The 18,254-nt window shown below is 40.5% G+C and carries 17 protein-coding genes; 3 read left to right on the top strand and 14 right to left on the bottom strand.

Going from position 1 to position 18,254, the window contains the following annotated elements; translation table 11 throughout:
• Positions 1 to 346: 346 nt before the first annotated feature.
• The 8 genes from M1F63_RS05020 to ylqF all read right to left on the bottom strand — a co-directional run bounded on the left by M1F63_RS05020 (position 347) and on the right by ylqF (position 6,516).
• A complete protein-coding gene (locus tag M1F63_RS05020; RefSeq protein ID WP_247940879.1) occupies positions 347 to 781 on the bottom strand; it encodes a hypothetical protein in 435 nt (144 codons plus the stop codon).
• A gap of 99 nt (positions 782 to 880) precedes the next feature.
• Entirely contained in the window at positions 881 to 1,318 is a 438-nt protein-coding gene (locus tag M1F63_RS05015; protein WP_247940878.1) for a hypothetical protein, read from the bottom strand.
• A 104-nt stretch (positions 1,319 to 1,422) separates the two neighbouring features.
• Positions 1,423 to 1,866: a hypothetical protein gene (locus M1F63_RS05010; protein ID WP_247940877.1), complete on the bottom strand. Its 444-nt coding sequence runs from the start codon at positions 1,864 to 1,866 to the stop codon at positions 1,423 to 1,425.
• Between the two features lie 96 nt (positions 1,867 to 1,962).
• The gene (locus M1F63_RS05005; protein ID WP_247940876.1) at positions 1,963 to 2,388 is read right to left on the bottom strand and encodes a hypothetical protein; all 426 of its coding nucleotides are present in this window, start codon (positions 2,386 to 2,388) and stop codon (positions 1,963 to 1,965) included.
• A 151-nt stretch (positions 2,389 to 2,539) separates the two neighbouring features.
• On the bottom strand, positions 2,540 to 3,286 hold the full coding sequence (locus tag M1F63_RS05000) for a CPBP family intramembrane glutamic endopeptidase (protein WP_247940875.1): 747 nt from the start codon (positions 3,284 to 3,286) through the stop codon (positions 2,540 to 2,542).
• Between the two features lie 49 nt (positions 3,287 to 3,335).
• Entirely contained in the window at positions 3,336 to 4,886 is a 1,551-nt protein-coding gene (locus M1F63_RS04995; protein ID WP_247940874.1) for a ClC family H(+)/Cl(-) exchange transporter, read from the bottom strand.
• Between the two features lie 12 nt (positions 4,887 to 4,898).
• The gene (locus tag M1F63_RS04990) at positions 4,899 to 5,678 is read right to left on the bottom strand and encodes a ribonuclease HII (RefSeq protein ID WP_247940873.1); all 780 of its coding nucleotides are present in this window, start codon (positions 5,676 to 5,678) and stop codon (positions 4,899 to 4,901) included.
• Complete coding sequence (ylqF, locus tag M1F63_RS04985) at positions 5,665 to 6,516, bottom strand: ribosome biogenesis GTPase YlqF (protein WP_000201289.1); 852 nt, start codon at positions 6,514 to 6,516, stop codon at positions 5,665 to 5,667. The genes M1F63_RS04990 and ylqF overlap by 14 nt, the downstream gene beginning before the upstream one ends.
• Before the next feature lie 215 nt (positions 6,517 to 6,731).
• On the opposite strand from ylqF, the gene mazE reads away from it, so the two are divergent.
• Together mazE and M1F63_RS04975 are read left to right on the top strand one after the other, a co-directional pair.
• Positions 6,732 to 6,947 (top strand): type II toxin-antitoxin system PemI/MazE family antitoxin, encoded by a 216-nt coding sequence (gene mazE, locus M1F63_RS04980; RefSeq protein WP_001028395.1) that lies wholly within the window; start codon positions 6,732 to 6,734, stop codon positions 6,945 to 6,947.
• Complete coding sequence (locus tag M1F63_RS04975; protein WP_247940872.1) at positions 6,931 to 7,287, top strand: type II toxin-antitoxin system PemK/MazF family toxin; 357 nt, start codon at positions 6,931 to 6,933, stop codon at positions 7,285 to 7,287. Before mazE ends, M1F63_RS04975 begins: the two co-directional genes overlap by 17 nt.
• 34 nt (positions 7,288 to 7,321) lie before the next feature.
• Here M1F63_RS04975 and M1F63_RS04970 read toward each other — a convergent pair whose 3' ends face one another.
• The 5 genes from M1F63_RS04970 to M1F63_RS04950 all read right to left on the bottom strand — a co-directional run bounded on the left by M1F63_RS04970 (position 7,322) and on the right by M1F63_RS04950 (position 16,423).
• Complete coding sequence (locus tag M1F63_RS04970; protein WP_247940871.1) at positions 7,322 to 8,500, bottom strand: hypothetical protein; 1,179 nt, start codon at positions 8,498 to 8,500, stop codon at positions 7,322 to 7,324.
• A 17-nt stretch (positions 8,501 to 8,517) separates the two neighbouring features.
• Complete coding sequence (addA, locus tag M1F63_RS04965) at positions 8,518 to 12,171, bottom strand: helicase-exonuclease AddAB subunit AddA (protein WP_247940870.1); 3,654 nt, start codon at positions 12,169 to 12,171, stop codon at positions 8,518 to 8,520.
• Positions 12,168 to 15,443, bottom strand: a complete 3,276-nt coding sequence (rexB, locus tag M1F63_RS04960; protein ID WP_247940869.1) for an ATP-dependent nuclease subunit B — start codon at positions 15,441 to 15,443, stop codon at positions 12,168 to 12,170. Before rexB ends, addA begins: the two co-directional genes overlap by 4 nt.
• Before the next feature lie 106 nt (positions 15,444 to 15,549).
• Positions 15,550 to 15,969 carry an EVE domain-containing protein gene (locus M1F63_RS04955; protein ID WP_247940868.1) on the bottom strand — a complete coding sequence of 140 codons (420 nt, stop codon included), beginning with the start codon at positions 15,967 to 15,969 and terminating at the stop codon, positions 15,550 to 15,552.
• Positions 15,962 to 16,423, bottom strand: a complete 462-nt coding sequence (locus M1F63_RS04950) for a MarR family winged helix-turn-helix transcriptional regulator (protein WP_125457594.1) — start codon at positions 16,421 to 16,423, stop codon at positions 15,962 to 15,964. The genes M1F63_RS04955 and M1F63_RS04950 overlap by 8 nt, the downstream gene beginning before the upstream one ends.
• A 146-nt stretch (positions 16,424 to 16,569) precedes the next feature.
• Between M1F63_RS04950 and M1F63_RS04945 the strand changes: the two genes are divergently transcribed.
• The gene (locus M1F63_RS04945; RefSeq protein ID WP_247940867.1) at positions 16,570 to 17,379 is read left to right on the top strand and encodes a Cof-type HAD-IIB family hydrolase; all 810 of its coding nucleotides are present in this window, start codon (positions 16,570 to 16,572) and stop codon (positions 17,377 to 17,379) included.
• Between the two features lie 44 nt (positions 17,380 to 17,423).
• Here the strand turns inward: M1F63_RS04945 and M1F63_RS04940 are convergent, their stop codons facing one another.
• Positions 17,424 to 18,161 (bottom strand): TraX family protein, encoded by a 738-nt coding sequence (locus M1F63_RS04940; RefSeq protein WP_247940866.1) that lies wholly within the window; start codon positions 18,159 to 18,161, stop codon positions 17,424 to 17,426.
• Between the last annotated feature and the right edge of the window lie 93 nt (positions 18,162 to 18,254).

Here is an 18,254-nt window from a genome sequence, read left to right as displayed (position 1 = left end):
AATAAGAAAAAGTTGATTTACTTCTATAAGGTCTTAGTAGGACTCCCAGGATCCGTTCCCGCAGCAATCACAGCTATACTTTTATAACCCGGTTTGCCGTTTACTATAGGAGCCTACCGCTAAACCATCAAAACCTGTTCCTCGGTGAGACTTAGTCGCAACGACACGGAATTCTTGACCATCGGAGGTGGTTATGGTGTTGGTTTCATAGCTAGCTAATTCAGAATCAGCTTACTAACAACAAGCTTCTTATGTTTTCGTTTAGCAAACTCAGAATTCACACTGTAAACATTCGGACCTTGATTCAATTCATTAAGTTGTTTGTCTGTATACACGTATTTATTCATCATAGATCCCCTTCTGAACCATTCGAATATTTAACTTTAACTTTTGACTTAGTAGAACCTCGCCTAGAATTTAAAAAATGTTGAAATTCTTCATCATCCTTATTATATACTCCAATCCTAATTTTATGCGAGTTTATATCAAAAGCTAAAACATGTTCTTTAGATGTTCCATCAAAAAATTTTAGTTTCACATCCGCCCCCCAAGCGTCTGAAGGAATTGAGCTGTACGATGGATTCGTAATCGTTACCTCCTCAATCCCTTCATAGGAATTCTTTAAGGCGTTTACCAGACTTACTTCATACTCTCTATTTCGACGCTCTTCATGGGATTTTCCTAACATACTAAACATAAAAACACCTCCTGCTGCGATAGTTGCGAGTAGTAAAACTATGAATAATGGTTTATAGCTTTTTCTTAATCTATCTTTACTCATTATCATTTCCTCTTTTTCTCAGCATATTCAGCATTGACACTATATACATTTTTCCTTGATTTAATTCATTGAGTTGTTTATCAGTATAATTAAATACCATTACTGTTCTCCTGTTTCACCATTTGAATAAATCACTTTTACATTTTTTTCTGTAATTCCACGATGGTTTATCAAATATTGATTATCATCTTTTCGAGAACTATTTTGAAAATCTCTACTTCTTATTTCGTTATTTTGTTTATTAAATGCGATTATATAACTTAGTTGTTTGCTATCAGAAAAAAATATTTTAACTTTTGCGCCCCAAGAATCAGACGGAATTGATGCATATGAAGGGTCGGTTATATGTACCTCCTCAATCCCTTCATAGGAATTCTTTAAGGCGTTTACCAAACTGACTTCATATTCTCTATTTCGACGCTCTTCTTGAGATTTCCCTAACATACTAAATATAGAAACACCTCCTGCTGTAATGGCTACGAGTAACAAAACGATTAGTATCCTTTTATGGCTTTTTTTATTGCTGGAATTATTCATTTAAGCTTTTCCCCTTTTTCTACTTGAAAACTCTTCATTTACCATATAAATAGCAAAATCTTGGGTTAAATTATTCAACTGATTATCAGTATAATTAAATACCATTATTGCTCTCCTGTTTCACCATTTGAATATCGTACTAATATTGTAGATTCTGTTTTACCAATGTGTTTTTGAAGTATCGACCATTGTTGATCAATTTCTTCATTAGTATTCCCTTTCATAAGACCATCATGGTTTTCTTTATAGGTTAATCTGTGATTAATTCCATAAGTAATAGTTTGACTATCATTGAACTGTACTGAAATATCACAAGACCACGAACCCGGTTTGTCATTATAGTAAGGATCCATAATCTTAATCTCCTTAATCCCTTGGTAGGAATTCTTTAACGCATTAACCAGACTTACTTGATATTCTCTATTTCGACGCTCTTCTTGAGACTTCCCTAACAATCTAAACATAAAAATAGCTCCTGCTGTGATGGCTACGAGTAACAAAACGATTAGTAGTCTTATATATCTTTTTTTATTGCTGGAAATATTCATTTAAGCTTTTCTCCTTTTTCTCCTTGAAGACTTTTCGTTCACACTATAAACAGCATAATCTTGGTTTAAATTATTCATCAGTATAATGGAAATTCATCATAGTTCTCCTTGCTCGCTATCAGAATAAGTAATTCTCACTGACTTTAAAGTTTTCCCTCTATGAGTTTCTAAATACTGCCAATCTTCGTTTGTTTCTTGACGGCCACCATAATTGATTTTATAGTTTAAATGATGATTAATTCCATATGAAAGAGTTCTTTCATCTTTAAATTTAATTTCTACATCACAAGACCACGAACCAGGAGGGCTTGTGTATTCTGGATTAGAAATTTTAATCTCTTCAATCCCTTCATAGGAATTCTTTAAGGCATTCACCAAACTAACTTCATACTCTCTATTCCGATGTTCTTCTTGCGATTTTCCTAACAACCTAAACATAAAAATAGCTCCTGCTGTGATGGTTGCGAGTAACAAAATGATTAGTATTCTTGTATGACTTTTTTTAATTCCAGAATTATTCATTTATGCTTTTCTCCTTTTTCTTATTATACAATATTCTAATCATTCTTTACAAAGTAGGGGGTAAAAATCATACTATATACTGAAAATTAGATTTCTAATTCTTAAAAAACCAAATCTTTTTTGATTTGGTTTTGAAGGTTTATATTTAATTTTATTTATACCGATTATACTCATTTTTTTTATGTACTACCATATAGCAGGATACCAAGATGACGAAGATTTTAAGCAGGAAGGTTTCGGATCGATCAGTATCTATGGTTATCTGAGACAAGACATTAATGATCGAATGTGTCATAACGCAAATCCAGAGATTCTTTGTTTTGATATAAAGAGCTGAGAGTATGAAAGAATTCGTCAGCAATCCAAATAAAAACGGTAGAGTTTGCAGAGTTGCTAGGGAGCCATCAATGTAAAAGAACAACAGATGCCAAATCGCCCAGCTGAAAAAGGTTAGAATTGCTGAGTAAAAATATGGCAACTTTTCTTGTAAAATTGGTTGAAAGACATATCGCCATCCAATCTCTTCTATACCGCCAAAGACAATAAATTTGAAGAACATCAAAAATGGGAGATACCAGCTAAATTCTACTATTTTCCCACCAAACATTAGAAAAGAAAAATCAAGGACAATAAGGAAAAAAGATAATAAATAGTGTTTATAACTGGTATGAATCTTCAAAAAATCTTTTACAATCTTTTTAAAAGGAATATGAAAATAGTGATTTGCAACAATTGTTCCCGAAAGAGCTGAAGAAATGCCACCTAGAAAGATTCCTAAAATAGATAATAGATTGGAATGAATAGAAAAATGATTCAAGAGAAAGAAAAGGAGGCAAACTGATGCTATTTGGCTAAATGTGCCTAGCAAATATACTGCAATTGCCTTATTTCTTTTCATAGAGAATCCTTTCAATAAAATTTTACGTAAAATAAATTATGTAAAAAACTTATAACAACAAATCTTTGACTTTTCCAATTTCACTTTTTGGAATCACCAGGTGAATCATATCACCAAGATACATTCTAGTTGAGCCGTTAACGGTTTGGCTTTTGCCATTATGGACTTGGGTGGTGATGAGTACGTTATGTGGCAAGTTTAGTTCGTGAACTTGTTTTCCAGCGATCTTATCTGATACAGGGATTTCAATAAGAGTGACTTCTCCTTCGTCTGTCGCTTCTTCTGGTAGCATTTTTTCTAGCATGGCCTCATAGACTGGCGCCCCTTTGAGTAGATCCATGACGATGTAAGCAACCAAGGTTACCAATCCAAGTGGCATGAGGTTGCGAATATCTCCAACCATCTCAGTTACGAGGATCATGGCAGTTAAGGGAGCCTTGGAAATTGCCCCAAAGTAGCCACTCATTCCCAGAATGACAAATATAGGGAATTGTTCCTGACTGACAAGCCCAAGATTGACACAAATGACACCAACTAGGGCACCAAGTAAGGAACCGAGCGCCAAAATGGGTAGGAAAATTCCTCCTGGGAGGCCACTTCCATAGCTAATCATGCTCCAAATAAAGCGGATGAAAAAGTATGCTAATAGAACCTGAAAACTAAAATCTTGCTCAGTCAAAGAAAGAACGACCTGATTTCCACCACCAAGGATTTGTGGCAAGAAAATCCCGACTGGTATGATAAGGATAAAGGCTAGGATTGGATAATAAGCTTTATCCAAATGGATTTTTTGACCAACCCAATCATAAACTCGACCAACATTGAGTACAGCTTTCTCATAGAGAAAACCAGAAAGCCCGAGAAAAACTCCCATAAGGAGGTATATCCAATACTGGTCTAGGGTCATGAGAGGAATGTCGTCTGGCATATCCAGTACGGGTGTTAAGCCAAATATGAGCAGAGAAACAAAGTTTGCTACGAGACTAGCTGCTAGAGTTGATACCCAGAAAAAGCGGGAAAAATGGTGATAGACTTCCTCTACAACAAAGAGGAGACCTGCAATTGGTGCATTAAAGGCAGCTGCTAAACCTGCAGCAGCTCCACTGGCAATCAGGGAACGTTCCTCTACTGGGCTAGATTTGAGCCACTTGGCAATACCTTTACCACCAACTGCTCCAAGTTGAATACTTGGCCCTTCCCGACCTAGCATAAGGCCACTGGCAATAGCAAGAATTCCTAATACATATTTCTTCCAGAGAACACTCCACCAGTTAAGAGTCATGAGTCCCTTTAGTTCGGCTTCGACTTGAGGAATTCCTGAACCCTTGATATCTTTTTCTGACCGAGTTAGTTTCGCACTGAGCCAGCAAACGAATACATAAAATAGACTAATGATAAAAAGATTGCGCACTAGGTGCGCTGGTTCTTGATAAAGTCCTTGTATCAGATGGAAACCCTTTTCGATTAAGAAACGAAAAGATCCGACGATTAGCCCGACGACGAGACCAACAATGATTCCTCGTCCAACTTGGGATAATATGGTGCTTGAGGCAAAGGCAAATTCTTTCTTGGAACTAAGTGTTTCTGACTGTTCCTCCATAATCATTTCCTCTTACTTGTCTTTCTTAATTGAAACCAGTGTTTTGACTGGTTCAAAACTGGTTCGGTGAATTGGGGTGACACCTAGTTTTTCAAGCCCTTCTAGGTGTTTTGCTGTTCCATAACCTGCATTAGCCGTGAAATCATAGCCAGGATATTGCTGATCGTATTCCTTCATCAATTCATCCCGTGTCACCTTGGCTACTATAGATGCAGCTGCGATGGAGAGGGAGTTAGCATCTCCTTTGATAATGGAGCTTTGTGAAATTGGTAACTCCAGTTTCATGGCATCTATCAAGAGGTGCTCAGGTTGCGGACTGAGCTGGGAGATTGCTTCCTTCATGGCTAGTTTAGTTGCTTCATAGATATTGACTTGGTCAATGACTTGATTATCCATGATTCCAATCCCGATTGCTAAGGCTTGGTCTTGAACGGCTTGATAAATTTCCAGATGTTTCTTTTTGTGGATCTTTTTGCTATCGTTGAGGCCTTTAATCTTACAATTTTTAGGTAAAATAACAGCTGCAGCAACTACAGGGCCAGCCAGAGGACCACGGCCGACCTCGTCAACACCTGCTATTAAGGTCACTCCTTGCTTGTAAAGCTCTTTTTCATAGGAAAGCATGGATTCCAGACGAAGATCCTCATCCAGTTCAGCCTGAATGGCTTTTTTACGCTTGTTAATTTCTTTTTGAACTCCAGAGCGACTATCCTTTTCCAGTTCAAGAAAAAGGGGATTGTCTAATTCTTTGACAGTGGCAAGAAGTTCTTTGATTTCTTTAATCGTCGTCATCGATGTCGTCCAATGTATCTAAGGTGTAGTTACCGAGTTTTCCATCACGGACTTCCTTGACGAAGAGGCTGTAAAAGCGGTCGTAGTCGTCTCGGAAACCAAGGGCACGGGTCATATCCATGATGATAACAGGTGCTTCTTCTTCTATCTTCATTTGTTTGAAGCGTTCAGCTAGCTTTTCTGGATAATGTTTTTTGAAATAATTGAGACCAAAAATGGTCACCTCATCCATAGGAAGCAACTGGTCTTTAATTGCCCCTGTTAGGGCTAGTTTCAAAGCGACGGTTTCGTCTTCGAACTTAGGCCAAAGAATCCCTGGTGTGTCTAGGATTTCAAGGTCTTTATTGGTTTTGAGCCATTGTTGTCCTTTGGTAACACCTGGTTTATTGCCGACAACCGCAATCTTTTTCCCAGCCAAACGGTTCATGAGAGTTGACTTGCCGGCATTTGGAATTCCGATAATCATGGTCCGCAAGGTTTCAATTTTGATACCACGTTCTTTCTGGCGTGCAATCTTATCAGCCATAAGCTTTTTAGCAGCATCCGTCACAACTTTTACAGTTACTTGCTCTTTGGAGTTGATAGCCAGAGTTTGGATTCCCTGTGATTCAAAATACTGACGCCATTCTTTGGTCATTGCGGGATCAGCAAGGTCTGCCTTGTTCAAAATTAAGAGTTTTGGTTTATCACCCACAATCTTGTTTAACATAGGATTTTGACTAGATAGAGGTAAGCGAGCATCCACCAAAATCGTCACAAAATCAACAAACTTAAGATTCTCCTGAACTTGCCGCCGAGCCTTAGACATGTGGCCCGGAAACCATTGAATAGTAGCCATAATATTTTCCCCTTCCGACTAAAAAAAACGTAGTAAAAACGTTTTCTTTCTTACTACCTATTCTATCATAAATGAGGAACTTTTGCACAGGCTTTGACCACAATAAATGACAAATAGTATAGGTGCGAAACATCCTTGATGCCAGTCAGGATTTACTTGACTTTTTTTGCCAACAGGTATATACTTAGTGTATACAATTTCGTGGAGGTAGAGCGATGAATATAGTAAAGACTCGGAAAGTGGGGAATTCGCTCACTGTGACCATTCCTAAAAATTTGGGGATGACAGAAGGTCAAGAAATGGTCGTCTACAAAGGGATTGACGGAGTCATTGTCTTAGCTCCAAAATTAAAAGATCCTTTTGATGGGATTACTGATTTGAGAATGACAAATGATTTTGAAGGGGTAAGGTCACTTGATAGCGAAATCTGAGTATATTCCTGAAAAGCAGGATATCATTTGGCTGGACTTTGATCCATCAGTCGGTCGGGAGATTCAGAAAAGGCGACCTGCCTTGGTAGTTTCTAGGAGAGAATATGCCTTGCAAACTGGTTTTGTGGCTGTCTGTCCTATCACTCACGGCCAACCTCGTTTGGCAGAAAAAGGCTTGCTCGTTCCTGTCTCGTCGGATAAGGTAGATGGCGCTGTCAATCCATTTCAACTCTATACCTTTGATTTTCGGATGCGTAATGCTCAAAAAATAACAAGAATGGACACGCAGTGTTTTCAGAAAGTTGTCCAACTTTACCAGTACATCTTTGGAGATACTTAAATCCTACCATGCATAGACAAGGTAGGATTTTTTTCTATATGAGCAATCTATCTAAAAACGGGTGAAGGCAATTTGTCAAAATTCCTCTAATCCAGCTTTCTTGTGCTGATGATAGATGTTCTGCCTGAAGGCATTCTTTTAGAAAATCGCGGACTTGTTCTGGTGCAATTTCAAACTCAAAGGCTTTCATCTTGTAGAAAAAATCGATGAGATGCTCAGATAAGTATTCATCTGAAAAGCGTACTTCTCTACTTTTTCGAAATTCTAATAAGAGTCGAGCAAAGCGGGCTTTTTCTTCAGGAAGCTCACGGAAATAGGAATTGAGGAGCCAGGTCTGCTTCTGCTTTCGTTCAATCGGATCTTGGTTTGCAATCCGCTGATCCTTTTCCAGCTCTTTCTGGTTTTGTTTAGCCTTGATAGCCCGTTCGTCTCTATTCTTACCAAAGAGGATTTTTTCCCATTTTCGTTCTTCTTGGGTCAAGGTTTCTGTAAAGCCGAAGTAATCTTGATAGGCTCGTTCTGCAGGCCCCATAGCAAGAATGAGGTTGTCAGCGTATTGCTTGGCGATTTTATCTCTTTTCTTGCGTTCTTTCTCTGCTTGAATCCGTAGATGCTGCTCGTAGTCGATTTTCTCCTTGCCTAGTTTGACAAGGTAGAGTTGGTCATCGGTCTTACCAAGTAAAAAAGGTTTGATACACTTTTCCAGCACTTCTTCCATACGAGCCTTTTTCTTTGGCTCTGCCTTGGTCCAACTTCCCCCTTGAAAGACCTCTAGGAAGAGCTGATAGTCTCTCTCAGGCGCGAATTGATTGCCACGATTGGCTTTGAAAACACCTTTTTCCCAAAACCATTTTAGAAGTCGTTCGTCAAAATCGCTTTTAGTGACCTTGATTTTTTCCTTTTTCTGGGCCTTTCTAGTCAGATTTTCAACCTTTCTGAGTATTTTTTCTTCCTCTTCCAATTGCTGGTCAAGGGTCAATCGATGAAAATGACGAACACAGTCGCTTCCTATAGGGAAGAGACGTTGGCCTGTGACTCCGTTAAAGAGTTCGTAGGCGTATTTTATGGCATTCCCGCAGACGCAATTACTACGGCCAATGCCATTAAAAATCAAGGAAACTTCATTCCATTCCTTGGTAGCTTGATCCCAAGTATCGGCTTTTGAAGCCTGTAAAACCGCATCGTGCAGGGATTTTCTAACTGGAAGTGTCATGAGGTCTCCTTTCTAGGTTATACTTTTACAACTTGAACCTCGTCTTTGCCGAGCAAAATCAAGTATTTTTCTATGTTTTCAATCGAATAGGCTCGAGATAAAGCCTCTCCGTATAGGGCTAACTGACCACGGTAGCGGTCTATGAGTTGACTTGGCTCATCGTAGCGGTCTGTCTTGTAGTCGAAAAGAACGATACGATCCTCATAAAGCAGATAGCCATCCAAGATCCCACGAACAACAAAGTCTTCCTGACTCTTTTGGTCTCGTTTGAGCATGGAGAAAGGTTGCTCGCGGTAGAGATGGTCGGTATTAGCGAGAATTTCCTGACCAAGTGCTGTATCAAAGAATGCGAGAATTTTAGAAAGATTGATCCTGTCTCTGACAGCTGGACTAGTCTGAACTTGTTTGAGAGTTTCTGTCAGGCTAGCAAGTGTTGGTTGCTGACTAAGGTCCATTCTCTGCATGAGTTCGTGAGTAGCACTACCAATCTCAGCTCCTGTTACCTTTTCTTTAGTTGAAAAATCTGGTAAATCAAAACTGATTTGCTTTTCCGGTGATGGAGTTTGGTTAGCAATTTCTACCCCTTCCATATCCATAACGGGTTCGTAGAATTTCTTGATTTGGCTTGGTGTTTGAACACTTGGCAGTTCAATGGCTGCGCGGTGAAGAGTATTATAAACTTCCACCTCTTTCAGCATTTCAAGGGCTTCTTTAATGGTTTCTGACTGGCGGTTGTCTGCTTGAGAACTATCTTGTAGAGGACTCTTGTTTTCCAATTCTCCGATAGCTTCTCTAGTCAACTGGTCTTCACCAACAAAACGATAGCTCAAGTTGAGATTGTCCTTGGTAAATATTTTACTGATAGCCCAGACCCAATCTTGGAAATTTCTTGCTTGCAGTCTGGTATTGCCATCTAATTTTCCATTGTTTGCTGCCGGATATTCCTTGGCTTCTAGCTTTTCGCGAGACCCCTTTCCGACAAGATAGAGCTTTTTCTCAGCCCTTGTCATGGCAACATACAGCAGACGCATCTGCTCTGAATAGCTAGCCAGTTGCAGTTCTTTCTCATTCTGCGTATAGGTCAGGCTAGGAATGGAGAGTTTGATGGTTTTAGGATAGTGTGCTTCCACTGCTCCTGTTTCCACCTTGGCAATGTATTTGACACCAAGCCCATTTTGACGGCTGAGAATGACGTCTGACATCGAGTCTTGCTTGTTGAAGTCCTGATCCATGTTGAGGATAAAGACATAAGGAAACTCCAGTCCTTTGCTCTTGTGAATGGTCATGAGTTCCACAGCATCTTTAGGCGGTGCGACGGCTACGCTTGCGAGATCGTGCTGGGCTTCTAGGACTTGGTCAATCATACGGATAAAACGAGACAAGCCCTTGAAATTACTCTTTTCAAACTGGTCAGCACGTAGCGCTAGGGCATAGAGATTGGCCTGTCTAGCAGGTCCGTTTGGCAAGGCTCCAACATAGTCATAGTAAAAACGGTCGTTGTAAATCTTCCAAATCAAGTCATAGAGAGAGTGGGTTTTGGCATACAAGCGCCAAGAATCCAAAATATCCATGAATTGATTGAGTTTTTCAGCTAGAGCTGTATAAATCAAGTTTTTCTGACTTGTTGCCAGTTTTTGAGCATTGACCAGTTTCTCATAGAGATTTTCTTGGGCCTTATCTTCTATTTTCTGAAGGGACAAGCGTGCCAACTCGTCCTCATCGAAACTAAACATAGGAGACTTCATCAGAGCTACCAAGGCATAGTCTTGCAGGGGATTGTGAATGACGCGCAGGGTGTCCAGCATGACTTGTACTTCTAGGGATTGGAGGTAGTTGTTTTGCTCACCGTCGGTTTTAACTGGAATTCCGTACTCAGACAGGGCAAGTAGAATCTGGTCATTTCGACTGCGACTGGAAGTCAAAAGGGCAATTTCCTTAAAGGCTACACCTTTCTCTTGATGGAGCTTCAAGATTTCCTTGATGACTAGACGCATTTCCCCAGTGAGTTTCGTGTCTGCAGAACTTTCTTCTTCCTCTTGCCCACTATCGTCCTTATCGTAGAGGAGAAATTCTGCCTTGTTGTCTGGATTAGGAGCCAGCTTGGTATTAGCAAAAACAAGCTGGTGCATGCTATCATAGTTGATTTCGCCGACCTCTTGGTCCATAAGGCGTCCAAAAACATCATTGGTTGCTGATAGCACTTCTGAACTACTACGGAAATTTTCCTTGAGGAGAATCAACTTGCCTTCTTGAGGATTTTGCGCATAGCGTTGGAATTTTTCATTGAAAATCTGCGGGTCTGCCTGACGGAACCGGTAGATGGACTGCTTGATATCTCCCACCATAAAGCGATTGTGGCCATTCGACAGCAATTCTAGCATCCGTTCTTGAATGTGGTTGGTATCCTGATACTCATCGACCATGACTTCGTGGAATCGTTCCTGATAAGCCTCGCGGACTTGTGGGAAATTCTCTAAAATTTCAATGGTGAAATGACTGATATCAGCGAATTCAAAGGCATTTTCCTGGCGTTTACGTTCACGATAAGCCTCCACAAAATCACTCATAAAGGTTTGGAAGGTTTTAGCTAGATCCCAGGTATCTTCATGATAACGCTCTTGATAGTCGAGAATGGTTATCTGGTCTGACAGTTGTCCTAGTTTAGCAAACTGGATCTTTCTCTCATCGTTATAGGCATCAGCCAGTGGTTTCAAATCGGCCTTACGACTAGAATTAGCCAGGGCTCGACCATTTTTCTCTTTCGAGATGGCAACAACACGCGCAAGCACTGCTTGATAAGCCTGACTATCGGACTCTTGATTTAAGGAGCCAATTTCATCCAGAACCAACTGCACATTTTCTAAATAGGCAGCTTTTGGAAACTCCTTGGCATCATTATCCAGATGATAACGGAAGAAACTTTCCAAGTCCCAAAGCGCCTGCTTGATTTGCTCAGTTAGTTTGTCTTTTTCATTTGCAAAGTCAGCTTTTTCAAACCCTTTGAGGAAAGACTCGTTCAGCCATTTTTTGGGACTGCTAGTGGATTGGAGGAAATCATAGATTGTGTAGACCTGTTGGCGTAGACCTCGTTCATCCTTACCTCGCCCAGCAAAATTCTTCACCAAATGGCTAAATTTCTCTTTATTCTCACCTTGGTAATGGTCTTCAAAAACCTGATGAAAAACTTCGTTTTTTAAGATTAACTGTTCACTTTCATTTTGTAGAATACGGAAATTTGGTGCAATATCAATCAGATAGCCATGTTTGCCGAGGAACTTTTGTGTGAAAGAGTCCATAGTTCCGATGGCCGCGTTTGGCAGATCTGCCAACTGACGTCCCAAGTGTTGTTTGAGATCGACATCATCGGTTTCTTGGATTTGTTGGCTGATTTTTTTCTCCAAACGTTCTTTGAGTTCTGTAGCAGCCTTGACAGTAAAGGTCGAGATAAAGAGTTGGCTGATTTCCACGCCACGTGCTAATTGGTCCAGAATACGCTCTGCCATAACAAAGGTCTTCCCTGAACCAGCAGACGCTGAAACAAGGATATTTTGCCCTGCGGTATAAATGGCTTCGATTTGCTCAGCTGTTTTCTTTTGTTCCTTGTTCGAACTCGCTTCTGCTTCTTGCAGTTTTTGAATTTCTTCCTCAGTTAAAAAGGAAATGGGCTTCATCGATTCAACTCCTCTCTCATTTTCTCAAACCAAGCTTGCTTGAGCTTTTCTCCAACCAGACGCTTGCCATCAGCTAAGTCCAACTTCTCTAGGAAACGAGCTTGTCCCAAGTGGTAATTGGCTTCAAATCCAGTGATGGCTTGGTGTTGCTGGACATACGGGGCAATACTTCTGCCGTTTTCTGTGTATGGATTAATGGCAAAATGGCCTTCTAAAATCTTCTCAGCTGCCTTCTTGTAAAGATGGGCATTGTAGTCCAATAAGAGCTGGAATTCCTCGTCTGTCAGCTGATTAGCCTTGTTTTTGTTATAAAATTCGCCCAAATGACTGCTTTCTTTTTCTAAAAAGAGTCCTTGGTATTTCATTGATTTGCTGGCTTCTACTACTGCTCCTGCCAGACTTTTAACAGCTAATAAAGATTGGACAGGTTCAGCCATTTCCAAGTACATGGCACCGAAAAAGTTCTGCTCCCCTTCTCTTTTTAGGGCAGCAAGATAGGTTGGCAGTTGGGAATTAAGCCCATTAAAGAAATGAGGAAACTGGAACTGAGTCAGACTAGACTTGTAGTCCACCACTCCTAGCGCTCCATCAGCTTTCAAACGGTCGATTCGGTCAACCTTGCCTCGCACATGGACACTGCGACCATTATCCAATTGAATAAAGGCCTGATCTTTACCACCAAATGTTGCTTCCTCTTGGATGGTTTCAATGGCTGGATTATGACGAAGAATGTGGCCCGTAGTTCGCGCGACATCAAGTAGAACTTCCTTGGTAAACTGGGCTTCCAAACTTTCCTGATAAATAGCTTCAAATTCGCGTTCTTGGCTGGTTTCCTTGATAGCTTGCTCCAGTCGTTGGTCAAACGGATTTTCAGCAGGCAGTTTCAAGGCACGTTCAAAAATACGATGCAAAAAATTTCCGTGACTGCGAGCATCCGGACGAAGGAGCAATTCTTCCTGTAAACCTAAGACATAACGAAGGAAATAACTGTATTCATTACGGTAAAACTCTGTCAAACCAGACGTAGACAGGTAAAACTCTTTGTCAGCAGGGTATAGAGCCTGCAAGGTCTCTTTCTCTAACGGTTTACTACTTGGACTAGTTGGGATAGCTGGATTTGTAAGACCTTTTTGATCAAGTTTTTTCCCCATCACACGCGCTAGAACCTTGACAAAGGTCACATCTTTTTCATTTTCACTTGAACCTGCCTGCTGATGATAGGCAACTAGACTAGACAAGAGACTGTGATAAGAGCCCATATCATCCTTAGAAAGACCTTTGTGATGGATTTTCTTCTCTATCCGGCTAAATCCAAAGATCACCAATTCCTGAAGATAGGCCGATTCTTTGCTCTCATTTTCATTAAGAAGACTTGGTGCTGACAACACCAACTGCTTGCGGGCAGCATTGACTAAGGAAAGCATGGTGTAGCGATTTTTCTTGAGATTTTCACTACTTGCAATCAGCAATTGTGCTCCCTCTTCAGTCGCTTGGTTTAGGCTTTGTCTTTCTTCGTCTGTCAAAAGACTGGTATTTTGCGCGATTTTTGGTAAATGATCCTGAGTCAGCCCAATGGCGTAGACAAAGTCAGCGGTCAGAGGTGCAATCAGATCGTAACTCTGCACCAGAACAGTATCAACAGTTGCTGGAATGGTGCGATACTGGGACAAACTCATCCCAGAATGAAGCAAGGCTAGGAAATCCTCCAGACTAACCTGTGTACCAGCGAAAACGGTCGCAAATTGTTCTAAAACATGGCAGAAGGCTTTCCAAACTTCAGCTTGTCTTTCCTGTTCTAGAGTTTCCATAGTAGCTGTCAATTCTTGAATCTGCTTGCTTAAAGCAGCATTTTTTAAAAAAGCATTCCACTTTTGCAAGAGATTTTCAGTCTTTTGCTTCCGACTGGCAAATAAGGTTTCAAGTGGCACCAAAACTCGCAGACGAATAGCGTTCAAACGTTCTAAATCAAATTTTCCATGGTGGGATTTAGTAAATGTTTGCTGAAAGGCTGGCAAGCCATTGATGCCAAGGTAGCGGAGATATTGCTCAAAAGCATCAATATCCGCTTGGCTAAGGTCAGTATACAGACCAGTTCTGAGGAGATTAATCAAATCCTCCTGACGGAAACGGTAGCGTTTTAATCGTAAAATAGACTCCACATACTGGGTCAAGGGATGATGAGCCATGGATTCGCTTCTACCAAGATAAAATGGAATCTGGTACTGGTCAAAAATGGTCTTTAAGGATAACTGGTAAGAAGCCACATCCCCTAAGAGAATGCGAAAATGCTTGTAACTCAAGTCTGGATGGTCATGTAATTTCTGACGAATAGCGCGAGCCACCAGCTCCAACTCTTCTTTTTGCGTCAAACAGGACCAGATTTGCAGATTCTCGCGGTCTTTCTCATCAACCTCCAATGTTAATTCTGAAAAGTCATAAGAAGACTCCAGCAAACGAGAGGCCTTGTCAAAACTATCCATTTTCTCATGTGTCTGAGAACGATCCTGAGCAGGTGTTTGGTATTTTGCCCCCAAATGATGAAGAAATTCCACACTGGCTTGATAGAGATTTCCTTCAGTAAACGGACTGGTATAAGCTTTCTTGCTTGCATAGGCCCCAATGACAATCTCGGCACCTTTTCGGTGGAGTAGATCCACTACACGCTCTTCCTCGGCAGAAAAACGGGTAAATCCGTCAATGACTAAGGCAAGTTGACTGAAATCACTACTTACCTTGTCATTCTCAATAGCCTCAATCAAATGGGACAACTGACTTCCCTGAGCCAACTGACCTTGATTAAGATAGGCAGTCACTTTCTCAAAAATCAAGAGTAAGTCTGCCCGCTTGTCCCCATCTGTCAAACTTTCCAAGTCCAAAAAGCTCATTTGAGCAGTCGTCATCTCATGATAAAGTTCAACCAACTGCTGGATAAATTGAGGATCTTGTTTAATCGCACCATAAACACGCAAGTCCTTGGGATCGAGTTCCGCAAGGCACTTATAAAAAGCCATCCCAAGACCGATGTCATCTAGACTGTTCTTGACAGGCAAATCATTTAAAACCAGGTAACGAGCCATTTGAGCAAAACGCGTGACGGTAATCGCAAAAGAAGCCTGCTGGGTCAAGCATTCCAGCACGGAACGTTCCTTTTCAAATGAAAGAGAGTTGGGAGCAATGTAGAAAACCCGCTTACCAGCAGCAACCAGCTCTTCTGCCTCTCTCGTTAAAATTTCAGTCAAAGAAGTCCGAATATCAGTATACAGTAATTTCATCTCAGCCTCGTTTGCTTTATCAAAGTTTCTTACTCTATTATAGCAAAGTTCGCTTCACAGTCCAAATCCAAAATTCTAGTTGATAATCATTTAACTAGCAAATCAATCATACTCCATCATCCACTTTCATATGCTGAAAGATATATAGGAAAAAGTCTTTGGAAACTTCAAAATGCCCATAACGAAGGCGAGAAGTATAGTCTCTCCATTCAGGATGCTGTCTGGCTATTTCTATGGAGCAATCTTTGACTGGTTGATAATACTCGACATTTCGTCTAAAGGGAAAGAATCCTTCGAACTGCTCTACTTGATAGGCCTTGTCGTCTATAATTTTACCTACGGCCACAAAAGCCTGTAACTTATCTTGACCATTCATATCGTATTTTGGGCTATAGTATAAAAGATAGTCACCTTTTTTCATACGATTTAAGGGGCCACCCTTTCCATGACAGACCTGGCAAAAATTCCCTTCAACTCCTCTTAAAACATGGTTCTTCGAAACAACTCCTACCCAATATCTAGGCATTTTTATCCTCCAACTCTATTAACATGCGATTAAAAACTTCTCTATTGTTAGATAGTTTTTCAAAAAATTCTTCATCAATCCCTTCTACTAAAGGTAAAGCTTGATTGACCTTCTCCGCGCCAGACTTCGTCACTGAAACCAGTTTTGCCCGACTATCCATTGGATGTTGATCACGTTTAATGTAGTCTTTCTTCTCCAGTAGTCTAACAATCTGGGAAACCGTCATGACATCCATACCAGTGAACCGAGCGATATCAACTTGCGTTACATATTCCTCTCTATTGCTCAGAAACAAGAGCGAGGTCAAAACGATAAATTGGGGCAAAGTGAGGCCAACTGATTTCAAAACTCTTTTTAAATTGCTTTCCCACTTGTTGTAAACTTTGATGAACAGAAGACCTGTAGACTCTGTTTCATCATTTTTGTAAATTGAATTAAAGTGATACTTTGACATTATTTCTCCTTAAATATTAAGTATACATATTATATAAGAATTTACTTTGTTTTTCAAGAAAAGGAAAGTCAAATGTTACAATTCTGTCAGACATTTTATAGTCTATATGCTATAATAAAAGCAAAACACCTAGAAAAGGAAGTCTTATGATTAAACTACTAGCCTTGGATATGGACGGAACCCTCCTAAACGAAGCCAAGGAAATTCCACAAGCCCACATCACTGCCATTCACCAAGCCATTGAAAAAGGTGTCAAACTGGTTCTCTGTACAGGTCGCCCGCTTTTCGGTGTCCTTCCTTACTACAAAAAACTGGGACTGGACCTTCAGAATGAGTATGTCATCGTCAATAACGGTTGTTCAACCCATCAGACCAGTGACTGGAGTCTAGTTGACTGGCAAGAACTCAGTCCAGCTGACATCGAATACCTCTATGACCTAGCAGAAAAAAGCGACGTCCAGTTGACCCTTTTTGATGAGGAACATTATTTTGTACTCGGTGGCAAGCCTAATCAAATCGTTCAAAATGATGCCAAGCTAGTCTTTTCAGACCTGACTGAAATTTCTCTTGAAGAAGCGACTAGTGGCAAGTATCGTATGTTCCAAGGCATGTTTTTGGGCAACGAAGAACAAACAGACGATTTTGAGCAGCGGTTTGCTGAGGAGCTCTGCCAACGATTTAGCGGCGTTCGTTCGCAGCCTGTCATTTATGAAGCCATGCCACTTGGAACAACAAAGGCTACTGCTCTTTCTCGACTAGCAGCGATTTTGAAGATCGAGCCCTCAGAAATTATGGCCATGGGCGATGCCAATAACGATATCGAAATGCTTCAGTTTGCAGGACTTGGCATTGCAATGGGAAATGCCAGCGACCATGTCAAATCCTTAGCCAATGACGTTACAGCCAGCAATGAAGAAGAAGGCGTTGCACATGCCATTGAGAAGTATATTTTATAAAAAGAAAAGCAAATAGACAGAAATTACTGTTATTTGCTTTTTTGTTACTTAACCAAATAGGCAATCAAGGCTATAATCCATAGATGAGCTGGGTAGAAAATATAAAAGAAATATTTACTCCAACTAGTTTCTTTTCCTCGCTGTCCATTATACAAGGCCATAAAAGGAAAGACGGTGACAAAGAGCCAGTCAGAATTGAAAAGCATCATTTCCAGTGTTTGGTGCCAAGTGTCGTAAATTTGGATGGAAGTCACTAACAAGAAGGCCCAGAGAAAAGCATAAAGGAGATTTCGCAATCCCTTGCGATTTCGGCAAGAGTAACTAATCAAGAGAAATGGTAGCATGGTGATACCACCCTCAGTAAAAAGACAACCGAAAATCAAGAGACCAGCAAGCCCAATACGACGCCACAACTTCTCCTTTTTATCCAACTCTTTTCTGGGAAAACCAATCCAAAGCATGGTGACACCGATGGCCAAAGTCAAGAAAATATTATTAGTAACCATTACACCCTTAGAGGCAAACAGAGTATTGAGAAGGCTATTTCCAGCAAACATGATAAGCGCCCAACTCCAGAGACGGATGAGGTAGTTTTTCAAATTTCGAGTATGGATGAAGCCTTCCATAGCCATATACGCAAACCAAACTCCCACACAACGGGTCAAGGCGTGAAAGATACCTTCCCACAAAGGAGAAACGATTCCGGTAATATGCGGAATATGGTCTAGAACCATTACTGCCGCCATCAGATACTTCAACTGTGTCGCATTCCATTTTTTCATAATAAACCTCTTTCTTTTTGATCTACATAGAGTATAGCATACATTTCCGCGTATAATCGTACACCTATCTTACATTTAAAAAGCCTATCTTAC

The sequence above is a fragment of the Streptococcus oralis genome (assembly GCF_023109155.1).
In the GTDB taxonomy this organism is placed as follows: Bacteria; Bacillota; Bacilli; order Lactobacillales; family Streptococcaceae; genus Streptococcus; species Streptococcus oralis_BZ.
This window is presented reverse-complemented; position numbering and strand designations above follow the sequence as displayed.

Excerpts from the sequence above, each read along its gene's own strand:
- M1F63_RS05005 (WP_247940876.1), bottom strand. The coding sequence starts at position 2,388 with ATGAATAATTCTGGAATTAAAAAAAGTCATACAAGAATACTAATCATT.
- M1F63_RS04950 (WP_125457594.1), bottom strand. The coding sequence starts at position 16,423 with ATGTCAAAGTATCACTTTAATTCAATTTACAAAAATGATGAAACAGAG.
- M1F63_RS04995 (WP_247940874.1), bottom strand. The coding sequence starts at position 4,886 with ATGGAGGAACAGTCAGAAACACTTAGTTCCAAGAAAGAATTTGCCTTT.
- M1F63_RS04955 (WP_247940868.1), bottom strand. The coding sequence starts at position 15,969 with ATGCCTAGATATTGGGTAGGAGTTGTTTCGAAGAACCATGTTTTAAGA.
- M1F63_RS05020 (WP_247940879.1), bottom strand. The coding sequence starts at position 781 with ATGAGTAAAGATAGATTAAGAAAAAGCTATAAACCATTATTCATAGTT.
- addA (WP_247940870.1), bottom strand. The coding sequence starts at position 12,171 with ATGAAGCCCATTTCCTTTTTAACTGAGGAAGAAATTCAAAAACTGCAA.
- M1F63_RS04990 (WP_247940873.1), bottom strand. The coding sequence starts at position 5,678 with ATGACGACGATTAAAGAAATCAAAGAACTTCTTGCCACTGTCAAAGAA.
- M1F63_RS04940 (WP_247940866.1), bottom strand. The coding sequence starts at position 18,161 with ATGAAAAAATGGAATGCGACACAGTTGAAGTATCTGATGGCGGCAGTA.
- M1F63_RS05015 (WP_247940878.1), bottom strand. The coding sequence starts at position 1,318 with ATGAATAATTCCAGCAATAAAAAAAGCCATAAAAGGATACTAATCGTT.
- M1F63_RS04970 (WP_247940871.1), bottom strand. The coding sequence starts at position 8,500 with ATGACACTTCCAGTTAGAAAATCCCTGCACGATGCGGTTTTACAGGCT.
- M1F63_RS04945 (WP_247940867.1), top strand. The coding sequence starts at position 16,570 with ATGATTAAACTACTAGCCTTGGATATGGACGGAACCCTCCTAAACGAA.
- mazE (WP_001028395.1), top strand. The coding sequence starts at position 6,732 with ATGAATATAGTAAAGACTCGGAAAGTGGGGAATTCGCTCACTGTGACC.
- ylqF (WP_000201289.1), bottom strand. The coding sequence starts at position 6,516 with ATGGCTACTATTCAATGGTTTCCGGGCCACATGTCTAAGGCTCGGCGG.
- M1F63_RS05000 (WP_247940875.1), bottom strand. The coding sequence starts at position 3,286 with ATGAAAAGAAATAAGGCAATTGCAGTATATTTGCTAGGCACATTTAGC.
- M1F63_RS05010 (WP_247940877.1), bottom strand. The coding sequence starts at position 1,866 with ATGAATATTTCCAGCAATAAAAAAAGATATATAAGACTACTAATCGTT.
- rexB (WP_247940869.1), bottom strand. The coding sequence starts at position 15,443 with ATGAAATTACTGTATACTGATATTCGGACTTCTTTGACTGAAATTTTA.